General features: G+C 62.9%; 16 protein-coding genes and 3 pseudogenes. 7 read left to right on the top strand and 12 right to left on the bottom strand.

The features are described 5' to 3' along the window. Positions 1–113: 113 nt before the first annotated feature. Both FJ938_RS28710 and FJ938_RS28705 read right to left on the bottom strand, forming a co-directional pair. The gene (locus FJ938_RS28710; RefSeq protein ID WP_140609171.1) at positions 114–371 is read right to left on the bottom strand and encodes a DUF1150 family protein; all 258 of its coding nucleotides are present in this window, start codon (positions 369–371) and stop codon (positions 114–116) included. A 121-nt stretch (positions 372–492) separates the two neighbouring features. Next, positions 493–918: an Hsp20 family protein gene (locus FJ938_RS28705; RefSeq protein ID WP_096450220.1), complete on the bottom strand. Its 426-nt coding sequence runs from the start codon at positions 916–918 to the stop codon at positions 493–495. A 338-nt stretch (positions 919–1,256) separates the two neighbouring features. Here FJ938_RS28705 and FJ938_RS28700 point away from each other — a divergent pair, with 338 nt between their 5' ends. Beyond that, complete coding sequence (locus FJ938_RS28700) at positions 1,257–2,201, top strand: nucleoside hydrolase (RefSeq protein ID WP_140699931.1); 945 nt, start codon at positions 1,257–1,259, stop codon at positions 2,199–2,201. A gap of 487 nt (positions 2,202–2,688) precedes the next feature. Here the strand turns inward: FJ938_RS28700 and FJ938_RS28690 are convergent, their stop codons facing one another. The 4 genes from FJ938_RS28690 to FJ938_RS28675 form a co-directional block, all read right to left on the bottom strand. Then, complete coding sequence (locus FJ938_RS28690; RefSeq protein WP_140609164.1) at positions 2,689–3,303, bottom strand: LysE family translocator; 615 nt, start codon at positions 3,301–3,303, stop codon at positions 2,689–2,691. Positions 3,304–3,387: 84 nt separating this feature from the next. Next, positions 3,388–4,830: an amidase gene (locus FJ938_RS28685; protein ID WP_140699928.1), complete on the bottom strand. Its 1,443-nt coding sequence runs from the start codon at positions 4,828–4,830 to the stop codon at positions 3,388–3,390. Between the two features lie 10 nt (positions 4,831–4,840). Beyond that, positions 4,841–5,743 (bottom strand): ribokinase, encoded by a 903-nt coding sequence (locus tag FJ938_RS28680; RefSeq protein ID WP_140699925.1) that lies wholly within the window; start codon positions 5,741–5,743, stop codon positions 4,841–4,843. A gap of 269 nt (positions 5,744–6,012) precedes the next feature. After that, the gene (locus FJ938_RS28675; protein WP_140699922.1) at positions 6,013–6,891 is read right to left on the bottom strand and encodes a bifunctional helix-turn-helix domain-containing protein/methylated-DNA--[protein]-cysteine S-methyltransferase; all 879 of its coding nucleotides are present in this window, start codon (positions 6,889–6,891) and stop codon (positions 6,013–6,015) included. A gap of 115 nt (positions 6,892–7,006) precedes the next feature. Here FJ938_RS28675 and FJ938_RS28670 point away from each other — a divergent pair, with 115 nt between their 5' ends. Next, positions 7,007–7,822 carry a class I SAM-dependent methyltransferase gene (locus tag FJ938_RS28670; RefSeq protein ID WP_140699919.1) on the top strand — a complete coding sequence of 272 codons (816 nt, stop codon included), beginning with the start codon at positions 7,007–7,009 and terminating at the stop codon, positions 7,820–7,822. Between the two features lie 44 nt (positions 7,823–7,866). Here FJ938_RS28670 and FJ938_RS28665 read toward each other — a convergent pair whose 3' ends face one another. Then, positions 7,867–8,361, bottom strand: a complete 495-nt coding sequence (locus FJ938_RS28665; RefSeq protein WP_140699917.1) for a DUF2244 domain-containing protein — start codon at positions 8,359–8,361, stop codon at positions 7,867–7,869. A gap of 22 nt (positions 8,362–8,383) precedes the next feature. Between FJ938_RS28665 and nth the strand changes: the two genes are divergently transcribed. Then, entirely contained in the window at positions 8,384–9,190 is an 807-nt protein-coding gene (nth, locus tag FJ938_RS28660) for an endonuclease III (protein ID WP_140699914.1), read from the top strand. On the opposite strand, the pseudogene FJ938_RS28655 reads toward nth, so the two are convergent. Then, positions 9,184–9,638: pseudogene (locus tag FJ938_RS28655) on the bottom strand (DUF2214 family protein). The gene nth and the pseudogene FJ938_RS28655 overlap by 7 nt on opposite strands. A 286-nt stretch (positions 9,639–9,924) precedes the next feature. Between FJ938_RS28655 and FJ938_RS28650 the strand changes: the two are divergent. Further along, positions 9,925–10,464, top strand: a complete 540-nt coding sequence (locus FJ938_RS28650) for a GNAT family N-acetyltransferase (RefSeq protein WP_140699911.1) — start codon at positions 9,925–9,927, stop codon at positions 10,462–10,464. Positions 10,465–10,471: 7 nt separating this feature from the next. Here FJ938_RS28650 and FJ938_RS28645 read toward each other — a convergent pair whose 3' ends face one another. After that, positions 10,472–12,964 carry an EAL domain-containing protein gene (locus FJ938_RS28645; RefSeq protein WP_140699908.1) on the bottom strand — a complete coding sequence of 831 codons (2,493 nt, stop codon included), beginning with the start codon at positions 12,962–12,964 and terminating at the stop codon, positions 10,472–10,474. 375 nt (positions 12,965–13,339) lie between these two features. Beyond that, a complete protein-coding gene (locus tag FJ938_RS30210; protein WP_246673583.1) occupies positions 13,340–13,567 on the bottom strand; it encodes a hypothetical protein in 228 nt (75 codons plus the stop codon). 74 nt (positions 13,568–13,641) lie between these two features. Between FJ938_RS30210 and FJ938_RS29660 the strand changes: the two are divergent. Then, positions 13,642–13,997: pseudogene (locus tag FJ938_RS29660) on the top strand (tripartite tricarboxylate transporter permease); the annotation flags it as partial. After that, a pseudogene (locus tag FJ938_RS28635) lies at positions 13,989–14,527 on the top strand (citrate/2-methylcitrate synthase); the annotation flags it as partial. The pseudogenes FJ938_RS29660 and FJ938_RS28635, both read left to right, overlap by 9 nt. A gap of 3 nt (positions 14,528–14,530) precedes the next feature. On the opposite strand, the gene FJ938_RS28630 reads toward FJ938_RS28635, so the two are convergent. Together FJ938_RS28630 and FJ938_RS28625 are read right to left on the bottom strand one after the other, a co-directional pair. Further along, on the bottom strand, positions 14,531–15,007 hold the full coding sequence (locus FJ938_RS28630) for an NUDIX hydrolase (RefSeq protein WP_140609145.1): 477 nt from the start codon (positions 15,005–15,007) through the stop codon (positions 14,531–14,533). Between the two features lie 127 nt (positions 15,008–15,134). After that, on the bottom strand, positions 15,135–15,473 hold the full coding sequence (locus FJ938_RS28625; protein ID WP_140609143.1) for a hypothetical protein: 339 nt from the start codon (positions 15,471–15,473) through the stop codon (positions 15,135–15,137). Between the two features lie 18 nt (positions 15,474–15,491). Here FJ938_RS28625 and FJ938_RS30205 point away from each other — a divergent pair, with 18 nt between their 5' ends. Continuing rightward, the gene (locus tag FJ938_RS30205) at positions 15,492–15,650 is read left to right on the top strand and encodes a hypothetical protein (protein ID WP_246673581.1); all 159 of its coding nucleotides are present in this window, start codon (positions 15,492–15,494) and stop codon (positions 15,648–15,650) included. The last annotated feature ends 128 nt before the right edge of the window (positions 15,651–15,778 follow it).

Below are 15,778 nucleotides of genomic sequence, written 5' to 3'. Positions count from 1 at the left end.
GGGCGGGTCGCTTCAACATGACCCAGTGAATCAAAAACCCCCGGCAAATGCCAGGGGTTTGTCAGCAGTCTGAGGGCCGCCGTGAGCGGCCCTTTTTTGTTTTATCGGCCACCTTAATGAATGGCGACCGTGGTCAGGTCGTTTTCCATGGCGCCGGCCAGCGCGCGGTCACGCGCGTCGGAAAGCAGGATCGGCTGGCCGTTGGCGGCAAACAGGGCCCACAGCTCGAGGCCGGGCGCGATTTCACCGATGTTGGGGAAGCGGCCGAGCAGTTCGTCGCTCGAGACCTTGCGGAGGTAAGCGACAGAGCCTTCGCCGAGATGGGCGAATTCGCCGCTGGTCATGGTGATGGTTTCGTCAGTTCTGGTCATTTCAAGCCTCCTTGGCGCGAGGACGCCGCTAAAGGCCATCCCGCATGAGAGCCATTCAAGTTGGTGCATCGTGCTTTCGCAAAATCGGTGCCGACTTTTTCGGCCGATGCAGTGGTAAGGATCAGTCTTTCACCGATATATTTATTTTCCGTACCAGCCGTTCGGACTCCGGCCGATCGAGGTCGATCGACAAAAGGCCGTTTTTCAGCTCCGCCGCGATCACCCGCATGCCGTCGGCCAGCACGAAACAGCGCTGGAACTGGCGCGCGGCGATGCCGCGGTGAAGGAATTCGCGCTCGGTGTCGTCGGTTTGACGGCCGCGCACGACCAACTGGTTTTCCTCCGTTGTCACATCGAGATCGCTTTCGGCGAAACCGGCGACGGCGAGCGTGATACGCAGCCTTTCGGCCTTGCCGTCGGTGCCGCTGAGGCGCTCGATGTTGTAGGGAGGGTAGCTGTCACCGGATTTCGCCAGGCGCTCCAAGGTCTTTTCCATGGCGTCGAAACCCAGGAGAAGCGGGCTGGAGAAAGGCGTCATTCGGCTCATGTTACACTGTCCTCTCAAGAGCGACATAAACTGGAAAAACCCTGATGGCATTTTTCCCGATGGCCTTGATATGGTCCGCCTCGCGACCAAGTTCAAGCCATCGAAAGACCCGCCCAAAAGACCAGGTCGTGAGCTCGCAGGAACAGCCCAAAAGGATCAGCGTCCTGGACTCACAGGAATAATCGATATGGCGCTTGAAACGACGCGCGGATGCAAGGAGAAGCGCCAAGGTCGGGACCATTCCCGGTCAAGCGGTTCGGCAGCTTGCAGTCGGTTCGGCGTCTCTCTGGCGTGCGATCGGTCCAATGAGCTCATGGCCAGCCAAACAAGGAATTGAAATGCCGCAACCACGCAAGATCATCATCGACACGGATCCCGGCCAGGACGACGCCGTCGCCATTCTGCTGGCGCTTGGCAGCCCCGAACTGGAGGTGGTCGGCATATCCGCCGTCGCCGGCAACGTGCCACTGAAGCTTACCGAAAAGAACGCCCGCAAGATCTGCGAACTGGCCGGGCGGCCGGAGATCAAGGTTTATGCCGGTGCCATCCGTCCCCTGGCGCGCGAACTGGTCACCGCCGAGGAAGTGCATGGCAAGACCGGCCTCAACGGGCCGGAATTGCCCGAACCGACGATGAAGCTGCAGGAGCTGTATGGCGTCGACTTCATCGTCGAGACGCTGATGAGGGAAGAGAGCGGCACCATCACGCTCTGCCTGCTCGGGCCGCTGACCAACATCGCGCTGGCTTTGATCCGCGAACCGCGGATCGCATCGCGCATCAAGGAAATCGTGCTGATGGGCGGCGGCTTTTTCGAAGGCGGCAACGTCACCCCGGCGGCCGAGTTCAACATCTATGTCGATCCGCAAGCCGCCGATCTGGTGTTCAAGTCCGGCATCCCGATCGTGATGATGCCGCTCGACGTCACCCACAAGGCGCTGACCACCGCCAAGCGCATCAAGGCCATTCGTGATCTGGGCAGCAAGGTTGGCATTGCCACCGCCGAGATGCTGGAATTCTTCGAGCGCTACGACGAGGGCAAATACGGCACCGACGGCGGTCCGCTGCACGACCCCTGCGTCATCGCCTATCTGTTGAAGCCGGACCTGTTCAAGGGCCGCAACTGCAACGTCAGCGTGGAGACCGCCTCGGAGTTGACCATGGGCATGACCGTCATCGACTGGTGGGGCGTGAGCAAGCGGCAGAAGAACGCCATGGTGATGCGCGACATCGATCATGACGGCTTTTTCGCGCTGCTGGTGGAAAGGCTGGGGCGGCTGAACTGACGTTTGGAGCAGCCGGTACGTGCGCGGCATCACCTATTGAGCAATCGATAGGTGTCGACGCCGTGCTTGTGGTGTTGCCGCTCGATGGGAATGAGCGAGCCGACAAGATGCGGCCGCTCGACATCGTCATCGATCCATATATCCGTGTGTTGTCGTCATTGAGGCGCACATCGTAGGTGTAGTATAAATCGTGACCTACCATGGCGTACGGGCTAATAGGTTTCACTCTGATATATTCGACCACGCCCATTACACGTTGAGTGGCGACGACCGGGTTGATTTGAAGCTCCATGACCGTGATGGATTTGATCAGTGCCAAGGCGCAAAAGAAAGTGACGCCGATCACTGCGTCGCTGTATTCGTATTGCCAAATAAGCAAGCGATTCCGAAAGGAAACGTTTGACTTTTTCATATTGAAGAGTTGTGCAGCTATGCACAACTCTTCAATATATCGCTGCAAAAAATTTCAAAAGAAGGCGCTTCGCCATCATTTCGACCGTGAAAACGCCAGCCACAGGCCGCCGCCGACCATGAAGCTGCCGCCGATCCTGGACAGGAGCTTGATGCGGCTGGCCGAGAGCATGCGGCCGGCCCGGCCGGCGGCCAATGCATAGGTCGAGTCCGACATGGCGGCGAAGATCATGGCGGTGAAACCCATGATGACGATCTGAAGCGGGTAGTTGCCGGCTGGAGAGATGAACTGCGGAAAGAAGGCGCCGAAGAAGATCAGCGTCTTGGGGTTGCTGAGCGCCACCAGCAGGCCCTGCATGAAGAACCCGCCGCGGGGCTTTCTGGCGGTTCCGTCCGCGTTCAGCGTGCCCTTGGAGCGGAACATCTGCACGCCCATCCAGATCAGATAGGCGGCGCCGATCAATCGCACCCACTCGAACCAGTGGCCCATGCCCGAAATCAGCGTGTTGAGACCGATACCGACGATGGCAATCATGACGGCAAGGCCGGCCTGCGTGCCGGCGACATTGGCGAGGCCGGCGCGCGACCCGTGGCGGATGCTGTTGGCGATGATCAGCGTGACCGTGGGTCCGGGCACCAGGATGATGACGATGCAAGCGACGACATAGGCTGCGTAGAGTTCGAGCGACATGTTTTCCTCGATCAGAGCGCCGGCTGCGCAGCGCGGTGAACGACAATCAATGCATGGCGGCGGTAGCGGCGCAAGCCGTGCAACTCAGGCGCCAGCCTGCCACGGCAGCGTTGCCTCGTAGGCCGCGGCAGACCTCAACACGTCCACGTCGCCGCGCGGCCGTCCGATCAGCTGCATGCCCATCGACCTCCCCTTGTCGTCGAAGCCGACCGGCACATTGACCGCCGGGCAGCCGCCAAGCGTGGCGAAGGCGGAAACCTGCATCCAGCGGTGATAGCTGTCCATCGCGCGTCCCGCGACCTCGCGCGGCCAGTGCATGCCGACTGCGAAGGGGAAGACCTGTGCGGTCGGCAGCGCGATCAGGTCGAAGCGGTCGAAGATCGACAGGAGCGTGCGATGCCAGGAGGTGCGGACGACCGAGGCGGCGCGAATCTGCGGCGCCGTCAGCCGCATCGCGTTTTCCACCTCCCAAATGGCTTCCGGCTTCAGCAGGCCGCGCTTCGAGGGATCGTCGTAATGGGTCTTGAGAGCGCAGCCGCTGCTGGCCTGGCGCAGCGTCACGAAAGCCTGCCACAGCGCCTCGAAATCGAAATCCGGCCGCAAGGGTTCAGCCGGGAAGGATGCTTCGACGAACCGGCCGAGCGCGGCCTCGCAGAGATCGAGAATGCCGGGCTCGATCGGCAGGTGGCCGCCGAGATCGCCGAACCAGGCGATGCGGCCGCCGGTTGCTGGTTCTGCGAGCCCTTCGAGGAACGAGCCAGGTTTTTCATAGGATAGCGGTGCCTGCGGATGATACCCCGCCTGTACGTCCAGCAGCAGCGCCATGTCGGCGACGTTGCGGCCCATCGGCCCGTCGACGCCCATCTGCGCGTGGAAGACCTCGAGGTCCGGCCCGCCGGGCACCAGCCCCTGGGACGGGCGGAAGCCGTAGACATTGTTCCAGGCCGCCGGATTGCGCAGCGAGCCGCCGAAGTCGCTGCCGTCGGCGACGGGCACCATGTCGAGCGCCAGCGCCACCGCCGCGCCGCCACTCGACCCGCCGGCGGAGAGCGCCGGATCGAAGGCGTTCAGCGTCGGCCCGAATACGTTGTTGTAAGTGTTTGAGCCGAGCCCGAATTCGGGGACATTGGTCTTGCCGATGATGATGGCGCCGGCGTTGCGGATACGCTCGACGAAGAAGTCATCTTCCTGCGGCACGAAATCGGCGAAGATCGGCGAGCCGAAAGAGGTGCGGAGACCCGTCGTCGAGGCGAGATCCTTGATGGCGATCGGCAGGCCGAAGAGCGTTTCGGTTTCGGCCGCTTGCCGGCTATCGGCTGCATCGGCCTCGCGCAGTATATCCGCGCGCTCACGCAACGAGACGATGGCGTTGACCAGCGGGTTGACCGCTTCGATGCGGTCGAGGAAGGCCGTCACCACCTCGCGCACGGAAAGTTTCTTGCGGCGGATCGCGTCGGCGAGGTCGACAGCCGACAGCCGGCAGATGTCGCCGGCTGGCGGCACGGCATGTTTGGTCCGGGGGCGCATTTTTCTTATCTCAATGGGATTTCAGGGCTTGGTCGACATCGGCGGCCAACGGGATCGCCGGCTGGGCGCCAGGCTTCAGGCAGGCCAGCGAGCCGGCCGCGCCGGCGCGTGCCAGCGCCTTGTCAAGCGCAAGGCCGGACGAGAGACAGGCAGCGAAGTACCCGCAGAAGGTGTCGCCGGCGCCGACCGTGTCGACAGGTGTGATCTTCATTGCCGGGACGGTCAGGAAGTCGGTCGGCGTTGCTGCCATCACGCCATCGCCACCGAGTGTGACGACGATGGTGCGCCCCGTCCTGCCGGCAAAATCGCGCATGCGTGCCGCCCGGTCGCGACCGCCGAGCGCCAGCGCCTCGCCATAGAGGTCGAACTCCGTCTCGTTGGCTACGACGTAGCCAGCCTTGCCGAGCAAGGCCGCCGCTTCGGCGTGAAACGGAGCGGTGTTGAGCACCGTGACGGCGCCGGCCGCGCTTGCCTGGTCGAGTGCGGCTTCGATGGTCGCCAGCGGAATCTCGTGCTGCAGGAGCACGACGTCCCCCTCTTTCACAAAGGTCTTGGAAAGGTCGCCGGGCACGACGGAGGCGTTGGCGCCGGGCACCACGGCGATGATGTTCTCGCCGTCGTCGCCGACCATGATCAGCGCCGTGCCGGTGGACGCAAAGGTTTCACCCACGCCCGACAGGTCGACCTTGGCGTCGCGCAGCAGTGCCAGCGCCTCGGCGGCGAAATTGTCCTTGCCGACGGCGCCGACCATGCGCACCGCGACACCGGCGCGCGCGGCGGCCAGCGCCTGGTTGGCGCCCTTGCCGCCGGGCGCCGTGGTGAAGCCGGAACCGCTCACCGTTTCGCCGGGGCTCGGCAAGCGGTCGACATTGGCGATAAGGTCGAGGTTGATCGAGCCGACAACAATAATCAAGAAGTGCCTCCCTGCTGAATGCGGGAAGCTATCCTGACAAGCCGTTCGACGCCAGACCACGCGAATGGTCCAGCACTATTTGCCGCGTCACTCACACAGCACTGTGACCATGCCCTGATAGTTGCCGGCCGGGAAGATGCCGCTCGACCTGGTGGCGGTGAGGTCGACCTGAACGGTATGAGTGCCGTTGACGATTCCGGCTGACCCGAACGAATGCTATCGCCAGGATATATCTCTGTGGAAGCAAAGTGGAAGCAAAAATCGATATTTCAGGACGACACTTGCCCGGCTTCCCAGCCCAGGATGGCGCGCTTGCGGGTCAGGCCCCAGTGATAGCCGGTGAGGTCGCCTGACTTGCCGATGGCGCGGTGGCAGGGAACGACGAAAGACAGCGGGTTGGCGCCATTGGCGGCGCCGACGGCCCGGCTGGCGCTCGGCGCGCCGATGCTGGCGGCGATGGAGGAATAGGTGCGAGCCTTGCCCATGGGTATCTGGAGCAGCGCCTCCCAGACACGAACCTGGAAGTCGGTGCCGATCATCACGACATGCAGCGGCTGGTCGGGGCGCCACAGCTTCGGATCGAAAATGCGGGCGGCGTAAGGACCGGTCGCGGCCATATCCTCGACATAGAGGGCGTTCGGCCAGCGGCTGGACATGTCTGCGAAAGCGGCGCGCTCCTCGCCGGGGTCGCTGAAGGCAAGGCCGGCAAGGCCGCGATCGGTGGCCATGATCAGGGCGGTGCCGAAAGGCGAGGGGTGATAGCCGTAACGGATAGTCAGGCCCGCGCCGCGCGTCTTGTAGTCGCCGGGCGACATCGCTTCATGAGTGACGAACAGGTCATGCAGCCGGCCGGGACCGGACATGCCCAGTTCGAACGAGGTTTCGAGCAGCGGCATGCCGGAATCGAGCAGTCGGCGCGCGTGGTCCAGCGTTACCGCCTGCAGGAAGGCCTTTGGCGAAAGGCCCGCCCAGCGGGTGAAGAGTTTTTGCAGGCCGGTCGGCGTCTCGCCGACCTCTTCAGCCAGTTCTTCCAGCGATGGCTGATCACGGTAGTCGAGGCTGATCTTCTCGATGGCACGGCGAACGATCTCATAATCGTTGCCTTCGGGCGTGATGTCCTTTTTGAGGACTGCTGTCTGTGTGCTCATGGAACTGTCTCCTTGGCCTGGAATATTGCCCCTTGGGGCGCCGATCGCCACCCGAAACTTGCCTTCTCGCCTCGCATGCCCAGATAGACTCGCATTTCGTGCCCAAGAGGCGGCGATGGCTGGCGAAAAAGCAGATCTCACCGGGGCAAAGGAAACCTTGCTGATGACGCTCTACGGCAAGGCGCTGGAGAGCCGGCTGCCCAATTCCCTGCTGGAAGATCATTTCGCCGACGAGGCGGTGCGCAAGATCGATTATGATTTCTCCAGGCTCAAGGTCGATGACAATCTCGGCATCGGCCTGGCGATCCGGGCCAAGACATTGGACGTCCGTGTCGAGGATTTTCTGGCCAGAAATCCTGGTGCCATCGTGCTGCATCTGGGCTGCGGGCTTGACACGCGCATCTTCCGTGTCGCCCCGCCAGTCGGCGTGGACTGGTTCGATGTCGACTATCCGGAGGTCATCGAACTCAGGCGGAAACTCTACCCGTCCCGAAACCACTATCATCTCATCGCTTCGTCGGTGATCGAACCCGGCTGGCTGGCCGAAGTGCCCCGCAACCGTCCGGCCATGGTGGTGGCAGAGGGGCTGACGCCCTATCTCCCCGCCGACGAAGGGCTCCACCTGCTTTCGCGGCTTGTTTGGCATCTTGCCAGTGGCGAACTGATGTTCGATGCCTACAGCAGTTTCGGGCTGAAGCTGCTTCGGCTCCATCCAGCCCTGAGGGTGACTGGCGCCGAGGTCCACTGGTCCATAGAGGATCCGCACGAGTTGGAACGGGCGGTCCCGAAGCTGCGGTTCGTCGAGGATATTTCCGCCTACAAGCCCGAACACGCCGCCCGCATGGGCTGGTCAGCCAAACTGTTCGTCCGCCTTTGGAAACACATTCCGGCGTTGCGCAAGATCGGCAGACTCCTGCGGTATCGCTTTTAGGGCGTGATCCCGAAATACGGGAACCGGTTTCGGAAAAGGTCGGTTCAGCGCGTCTTGGCGGTCGCCAGCGCCCGCGAAAAGGCGGTGGCAAAGGTTTCGCGGGAGTCGGGATCGAGAAAGCCGCCGATCGCCACGTTCTGGCCTTGTGCTTCCACCGTCATTCTGGTGATGCCGATTTCCGCATGACGGGCGACCGAAAACCGCGCCCAGAACGGGTTGAAGCGATGCGCTTCCGATTTCCCCGAAGGATCCGTCTTGCGGATATCGAGGCTGGTGCGGGAGACCGAAACCTCTTCGCGGGCGCGGGCGGCCCGGTAGTTGACACGAAAGGCGATGTAGACGGCGACCACGTCGAGGCCGAAGAAGCCGAACACCGGCCAGGCACCGCGTGACAGGAAAAACGCGCCTGTCACCAGCCAGCCGAACAGCAGGGCGCCCATCAGAACGAAGAAGCCTGTCCTGCCCAGCGACCGGTGTGGTGTCAGCAACGCATGAAAGAATGGCTCGTCGGCCTGAAATGAGGCGTTTGTTTCGCTCATGACTGAATATTATAGGAAGGGAATGGCGAGCCCCAAGTCCAAAGAGTCTTCAATGCCCAAAAAAGAGCAGCCGGCCGGACGGCGTGACGGCTCGAACGCCAAGCCGCGCCCCAGGCCAATGCGGTTCAGGTCGCTCTATAGCCCGGCCGAGGTGCATGAGATTTTCCGGCGCTTTTCGGTGCAGCGGCCGGAGCCGAAGGGCGAACTCGAACACATCAACGCCTTCACGCTTCTGGTGGCGGTGGTGCTTTCGGCGCAAGCCACCGATGCCGGCGTCAACAAGGCGACGCGGGCGCTGTTCAAGCTTGCCGACACGCCGCAAAAGATGCTGGCGCTCGGTGAAGCCAAGGTCGGCGACCATATCAGGACCATCGGGCTCTGGCGCAACAAGGCCAAGAACGTCCTCGCACTGTCGGAGGCGTTGATCCGTGACCATGGCGGCGAGGTGCCTGATAACCGCGATGAACTGGTCAAGCTGCCGGGGGTCGGGCGCAAGACCGCCAATGTCGTGCTCAACATGGCGTTCGGCCAGCACACGATGGCGGTCGACACGCATATTTTCCGCATCGGCAACCGGCTTGGCCTGGCGCCCGGCAAGACGCCGGAACAGGTCGAGCAGGGCCTGCTGAAGATCATCCCGGAGGAATATATGCGCCACGCGCATCACTGGCTGATCCTGCATGGCCGCTACGTCTGCAAGGCGCGCAAGCCGGATTGCCCAGCCTGCGTCATCGCCGATATCTGCAAGGCGCAGGAGAAGACCACCAGCATTCCGGCACCCCTGGTGCCGATCGCTCCGCTGGAGACAGTGGCCGCCGAGGATCAATAGCCGTAACCGCGCGCCATCGCCGCCGCGAAGACCGGAATCAGCAGGAAGACCAACGCCTCGGCGCGGACATAGGTCTTCACCGAGGCCAGTTCGCTCGCCGGCACGGCAAAGGAAGGGTTGGCGCTGGCTTGCCCGTTCCAGGAAATGAAGCGCACGGTGGGAATGATCGACAGCAGGCCGACGATCGCAAACGCCGCCATCTTGGCCAGAACACCCAGTTGTGGACGTAGAATTCCCAGCCCTTGAGGCCCCAGACGACGCGGCCGATGCCGACGATGATGATGAGTGCGGCGATGGCGCCGTAGTGGCGGTCGATGCCGGCGAGCCGCTTGAGCGTCGCGGCGGGCAAGTCGCCACGGATCAGCACGAATTCTGCGCCGATGATCCCCGCCAGGGAAAACACCAGCAGATGATGGACGATTGCCAGCACGAGATCGGTCGTGTCCATGCTCTTTCCCTTTGCTCGAACGGCGCCGCTTGCGAGAGAGATCCGCCGGCCGCATAGCTAAATCGGTATGCCGCGACGGTACCATCCTTGACGGGAAATCCCATGCCAAAGCAGGCTGGACGAATTGCAGCGCGCCGGCGTCTCCACGAATATGGCCTGGCACGGCTGAAGTTCGGCTCAGGTCACCGTGGAATATTGCACGCCTCTGGATGATGGCGCGTGTCGCGCTGGCCCTTGCACACCGGGGGCGATTTGCTAAGCGCGGGCAACATCAGCGAGGCAATTCATGGACAATCCGCAAGCGACCGTTGCCCCCGTGATCGAGACGCAGCGAACCATTCTAAGGGCACACCGGCTGGAGGATTTCGACGCCTATGCGGCGATGTGGGTCGACCCGGTCGTCACCCGCTTCATCGGCGGCAAGCCGCGCACACGCGAGGAAAGCTGGATGCGCTTCCTGCGTCACGCCGGCCTGTGGTCGCTGCTCGGCTACGGCTTCTGGGCCGTCGAGGAGAAGGCGACCGGCCGTTTCATAGGCGAGGCCGGGTTCCACGACCTGAAGCGTGATATCGAACCGTCGATCGAAGGCATTCCCGAAGCGGGGTGGGCATTGGCTCCGGCCGCCCATGGCGCCGGCCTTGCCACCGAAATCGTCAGCCGCGTGCACGGCTGGGGTGAGGAGACGTTCGGACGGGCCAAGACCGTCTGCATCATCGATCCAGAAAACACCGCCTCGTTGAACGTCGCGAGGAAGTGCGGCTACCGTGAAGTGACGCTTACCGCCTATCACGACGCGGCGACAATTTTGCTGGAGCGGCTGCCCTGAGGCGGTTTCAGCCGGCTCTGCGGTGCAGTTTCTGCGCTAGATCGGCCCACGGATCTGCCGCAGCCGCCGCGGCTGAAGCGATGTCCGGGCCGCGCAGCACCGTCGAGCTGTCGAAAGGCTGTGGCCTGGCGATCCCATAGCCCTGGGCATAGTCGACGCCGATCGTCCTCAGGGCCGCGACGATGCCGTCGCTTTCGACGAACTCGGCGATGGTGCGCTTGCCCATGACCTTGCCGATGTGATGGATCATCTCGACCATGGCGCGGTCGATGCGGTCGTCTAGCATGTCCTTGACGAAGCTGCCGTCGATCTTGAGATAGTCGACCGGCAGGTGCTTCAGATAGGCGAAGGACGACATGCCGGAGCCGAAATCGTCGAGCGCGAAACGGCAGCCCAGACCGCGCAGATCGGCAATGAAGCGCATGGCATTGGTGAGATTGGCGATGGCGCTGGTTTCGGTGATCTCCAGGCAGATCATCGCAGGCGAAATGCGATGGACGAGGAACTGCTCGCGCAGGAAATCGAGGAACGTTTCGTCGCCGAACGTCGCTCCGGAAAGGTTGATGGCGCATGTAGTGATCGGCGCCATGCGCACATCGGCTTGCCGTGCGGCCAGAATGCGGAACGTGTTGCGCACCACCCAGCGGTCGATCGACGGCATCAGGCCGTAGCGCTCGGCCGCGGGAATGAAGCTCTGCGGGGTGACGAAGCTGCCGTCTTCGTCGGTCAGCCGCAACAGGATCTCGATATGCGCGCCAGCCTCGGCGACGTCGTCGTTGAGCGGCCAGATCTCCTGGGCATGAAGCCTGAAGCGATTTTGCTCCAGGGCGATGTGCAGGCGCTGCACCCAGGCCATCTCGCCAAAACGCTCGCGCAAGGCCATGTCGCCGTCGGTGTGGATCTGGACACGGTTGCGGCCTTTCTCCTTGGCCATGTAGCAGGCGACATCTGCGGCCCGCAGAACCTCCTCGATCGTCGCTTGCGCATTGGCGATCTGCACCATGCCGACACTGACACTGGTGTTGAAGGGCCTGTTATCCCAGGAAAAATGCAGATCCTGCACGGCCGCGCGCAGCCTTTCGGCGATGTCGGCCGCAGTGCCGGCCTCGCAATCGATCAGCAGCACGCCGAATTCGTCGCCGCCCAGCCGGGCCAGCACATCGCCGGACCGCAATTCGTTGGTCAACACCGAGGAAATATGGCGCAGCAACTGGTCGCCGGCGGCATGGCCACAGGTATCGTTGACCAGCTTGAACTGGTCGAGATCGAGATACATCAAGGCGTGCTGCCGGGCCTGCCCCTGCAAGTCGACGATCGTCCTTTCCAGCCGGCTTTCAAAAGCGCGCCGGTTGGCGAGCCCGGTCAGCGCGTCATGCGAGGCCTGCCATGAAAGCCGCTCGATATAATCCTCTTCCCGCGTCATGTCGTGGAAGGCGAGCACCGCGCCGACCACTTCGCCGGAAACGAGCAGGGGCGCGCCGGTCAGCGCGACGGGAACAATGGAGCCGTCCGGCCGCCGCAGCAATTGCGGACGGGCGCTGGAACGACGCGGGTCGCCGGCCAGAAGGTGCTCGACCAGTTGCGATTCTTCAAAGCTGGTGTCCTTGTCCACCAGGCGAAACAAGGATGCGATCGGCTTGCCCCTGGCTGTGCCCAACGGGCAAGCCAGCAGCTTCTCGGCAACCGCGTTCATGTAATCCAGCCGCCCGTCAGGGCCGGTGCTGATGACGGCCTGGCCAATCGAAGCCAGGGTGATCTGGGCGCGCTCGCGTTCGGTATTGAGCGCCAGCTGGAAGGCCTGACGCTGCGCGAGCAGTTTGCGCGTGCGCCACACGGCAAGCAGTATCAACAAGGCGGCGGTGACGAGATTGGCAAAGGTGAGCAGCATCTTGATGAAGCGCGAACCTTCGCCGAGGCTTTCCGAGAAGGCCTTGGAAAGCGGGCTGATCTCACGGTCGAACTGGTGGATCTGCGTTTTCCAGGCGCTGATCTCGGCCAAAGATGCCGGCCCCTTGCTCAGCGTCTCGTGCATCGTGCCGCCGAGCCGCTGGATGGCGAGGATCATGGCGTCGGCGGCCGTCCAATGGCGGATGGCGGCATCGAGATAGCTGAAACCACGGAAATCCCGGAACAGCCAGATCATTCCGGGGACATCGTCGACGTGATTTCCACCCTGCAGGAAACCGATGCTCGCGGCTTCGATATCGGGCTGAGATTGCTCGAGTGCCAGGCGGGCCGACCGATCAGCCAGCGGAACGGCGATCGCCGCGCGATACTCGCTGAAGAAGTCCTCGTTGCCGGTGTCGGCATAGAGGCTGAGAAAATAGATAGCGTGCTTTTGGCCCTTCGACCACTGGCTCTCGCCGCCGACATAAGCACGAACCGCCGAAAGGGTGTAGAGGCTGAGGCTGGCCACCAGCGCCTGGATGAGGACGACGGCGACGAAGGGCCATACGAGTCCGAGAAGACGGGAACTCGCATCAATGGGTGACAGCTTCATCGAATCCTCATGGGCTTGCCATGATCCTGTCAGCGCGTCTGTCCGACTGTTTCATTCACCGGTTGAGACGATGTTGTTTCCCGCATGTCGCTCGGCTGGCGACAACGATCCGGTTATCATGGCGGGCTTAACAGCAAATAAATACTTTCGCTGTTTGCGGCGGCGATTCTTGCCATGGCGGCCGAATATTACGTAACGTCAGGCAACTGCTTCGAATTGAATCAGTTTGTATTTGAGGCTTATCGGCCATCTTGCCTGGGTCGCAACCGAACGACCTAGGGCTGAGCCTCCGCCGCGAGGCTGGCTTGCTCCAGCATGGAGGCATCCTCGCCGAAGGCACGGGTGGCGCGAGCCGCCGCTAGGGCAACCGACGTCTCATGGTTGAAGAAACGCAGCGTCGACGCGCGTGCTGGGGCCGGCCAGCGTCAAGGCGCCCAGCAAAATGCCTCCCGGTCCGAACGGCGCCGAGACGCCCGCCGTCTCGGGGTCTCGGTCGCCGACGGCGAGACAGCAACAGGTTCCGCGGATGCTCTCGTAGGGTTCGCCCGGCTGGCCGGAAAATGCCGCGAGCACGCGTCCGCCCGATCCGGCCAGCAAAGGCAACACGTCGCCTTCGCGTATGGTGTAGCGAATCGGATACTTGGATTCGACGCGGTAGAGACAGGTGCGGACGTCGCATTGTCACCGCTCTGGAAGGCAACAAGATGGCGCGGTCCGGGCGCGACGGTGCCGCGCTCGCCACCTGGCGATTGGCTCTTTCGTCGCCAGCACTCTTGGCACGCTGGGCGTCGCCTTCCTCGCGCCGGTGGTGGTCAAGTTCGCGCTTGCCTTCGGCTCGGCCGTATATTTCTCGCCGATGGTGCTGGCCTTCATCGCGCGGTCTGACCAGCCTGTTTGCCGGCTTCGTAATCGGCATGATCGGCGTGGCCTGCAGACGGGTCAGCCGCGCTTCACCTTCGGCATGACCGAACTGCTTGACGGCGTCGATGTGATCACTGCCGCCGTCGGCCTGTTCGCCGTCGGCGACGTGCTCGGCGATGTGCATGGCGGCGCCGGCGAACAGGCGCTTTCTTTCTATGGCGACATCGCGGTGGCGCTCGATGGTGGGGCGACGCTCCAAGATGCCGTCTCGTTACGGCTCGACCGCTTCTTCGCCGAGGAGAAGGGCTATGTGCCGGCTTCGGCCATCGCTTCCATCCGGTAGATCCACGCGCGCCGCGCCTGCTGGAACTGACCCGCGACTTTGCCGCGCGTGGTGTCGTCAAGGGGCGTTTCGCCGAGATTGCCGAGGCCATCGAGGCTGACGTCGCGCGGCGCAAAGGCAAAGGAATACCGCTCAACATCGACGGCGCCACGGCCGTCATCTATGGCGAACTCGGCTTTCCGCCGCCGCTGACGCGCGGGCTCTTCGTGCTGTCGCGCTCTGTCGGCATCCTGGCGCATGCCTGGGAACAATCGCAGCAAGCCGAGCGCAACAAGGGCCCATTGCCGCGCGAATGGCTGTGGGCCTATGCAGGCACACCGGCGCGGCCGTTTCCGGAGGAGGATGAGGCTGGCGCGTGAAGCCTATACCTGGTCGAGTGGCGCGGGCTCGGGAAGCTTCAAGGTCTTCACCAGCGTCGACAGATCCGGTTCGTCGATGAGCATCGCCGCATCGGCCGGCGCCAGCCATGCCCGCTGCCGCCGCTTGGCCTCCTGCCAGTGGGCAAGCTCTTCCGTCACTTCAAGCAGATAGACGATGACGTCGACCCGGACAAAGTGGCTGGCCAGCCGCTTCCAGTAGGAATAGGAGCCTGCCGGCTCTCTCAGCGTCTTGCCGAGCACGCCGGCTTCCTCCTGCGCCTCGATGGTGGCTGCCTTGCGTCCGCTCTTGCCTTTCATCGGCCAACCCTTGGGCACGATGAAGCGTCTCGTCGTTCTCGACGTGACCAGCATCACCTCGATATCGCCGTGCGCGTTCCGCCGAAAGGGGACCGCGGCGACCTGGCGGATTCTCTCGCCTTTCTTGGCCTTGCGCACGGCCTTTTTCTTGGTGGCTGCCATTCGTAAAATCCAGTCGGTGCAGTGCCCCATAGCGTGATGCGGCGCCTTTGCAAAACCCAAACTGCCGCAGGGGCACTAGAGCGCGCCTACCATGTAAGTCGGCTAAATAAAAGGAGGTGCCGGCCTGTCAGCGGCAAGTGCTCACAGCCGTGTTGCCGATTATCTGCGTCTGGCAGGTCGGCCTGACCTTCGGCACGACCGGCGGCGGCTGCTGGACGATCACGCGGTCCTGAGCCCGATACTGCTGTTGCTGCTGCTGAAATTGCTCCCGCTGAACCCGGTTCTGCAAGGTCTGCAGATCGTTCTGCTGGATCAGCGCGTTGCCGTTGGCAGCGGGGTTGAGTGCTTGCGCGGAAGCAGGCACAGCAACACCGGCCAACACCACCGCCGCCAGCACCGCCGATGCAAAAACCACCGATGGTCGATGTACTGACATCCGCTCATTCCTGCCAAAGATGCTATTCATCCTTCGTATATAGGACGTTTGTCCGGCGATGCCATGGCCGGGGTGGAGTTCTCGAACAAGGCATGGGAGATCGAAGGCCGCTTTGCCGCGGCGGAGAATCTGCCCGGCAACCCCGCATTGTACTTGACGGAAGCGGTCGATTCGCCGCTCTATCGGTCGGCGCCGGCCTCGAGCTGAATGGCGTCAATGGCATCGGCCTGTCTGTCAGATACAACGGCGTCTTCGGCGAAACTGTGAAAACAGAACGCAGTCAGCGCGTCTCTCAAGGTCAGTTTCCAGGCTGGCTCGAGACGGGGCCGGGCGGG

It is taken from the genome of Mesorhizobium sp. B2-4-14 (assembly GCF_006442155.1).
Classification (GTDB): Bacteria; Pseudomonadota; Alphaproteobacteria; order Rhizobiales; family Rhizobiaceae; genus Mesorhizobium.
The sequence above is the reverse complement of the archived record's forward strand: the minus strand, read 5'-3'. Positions and strand labels throughout refer to the sequence as shown.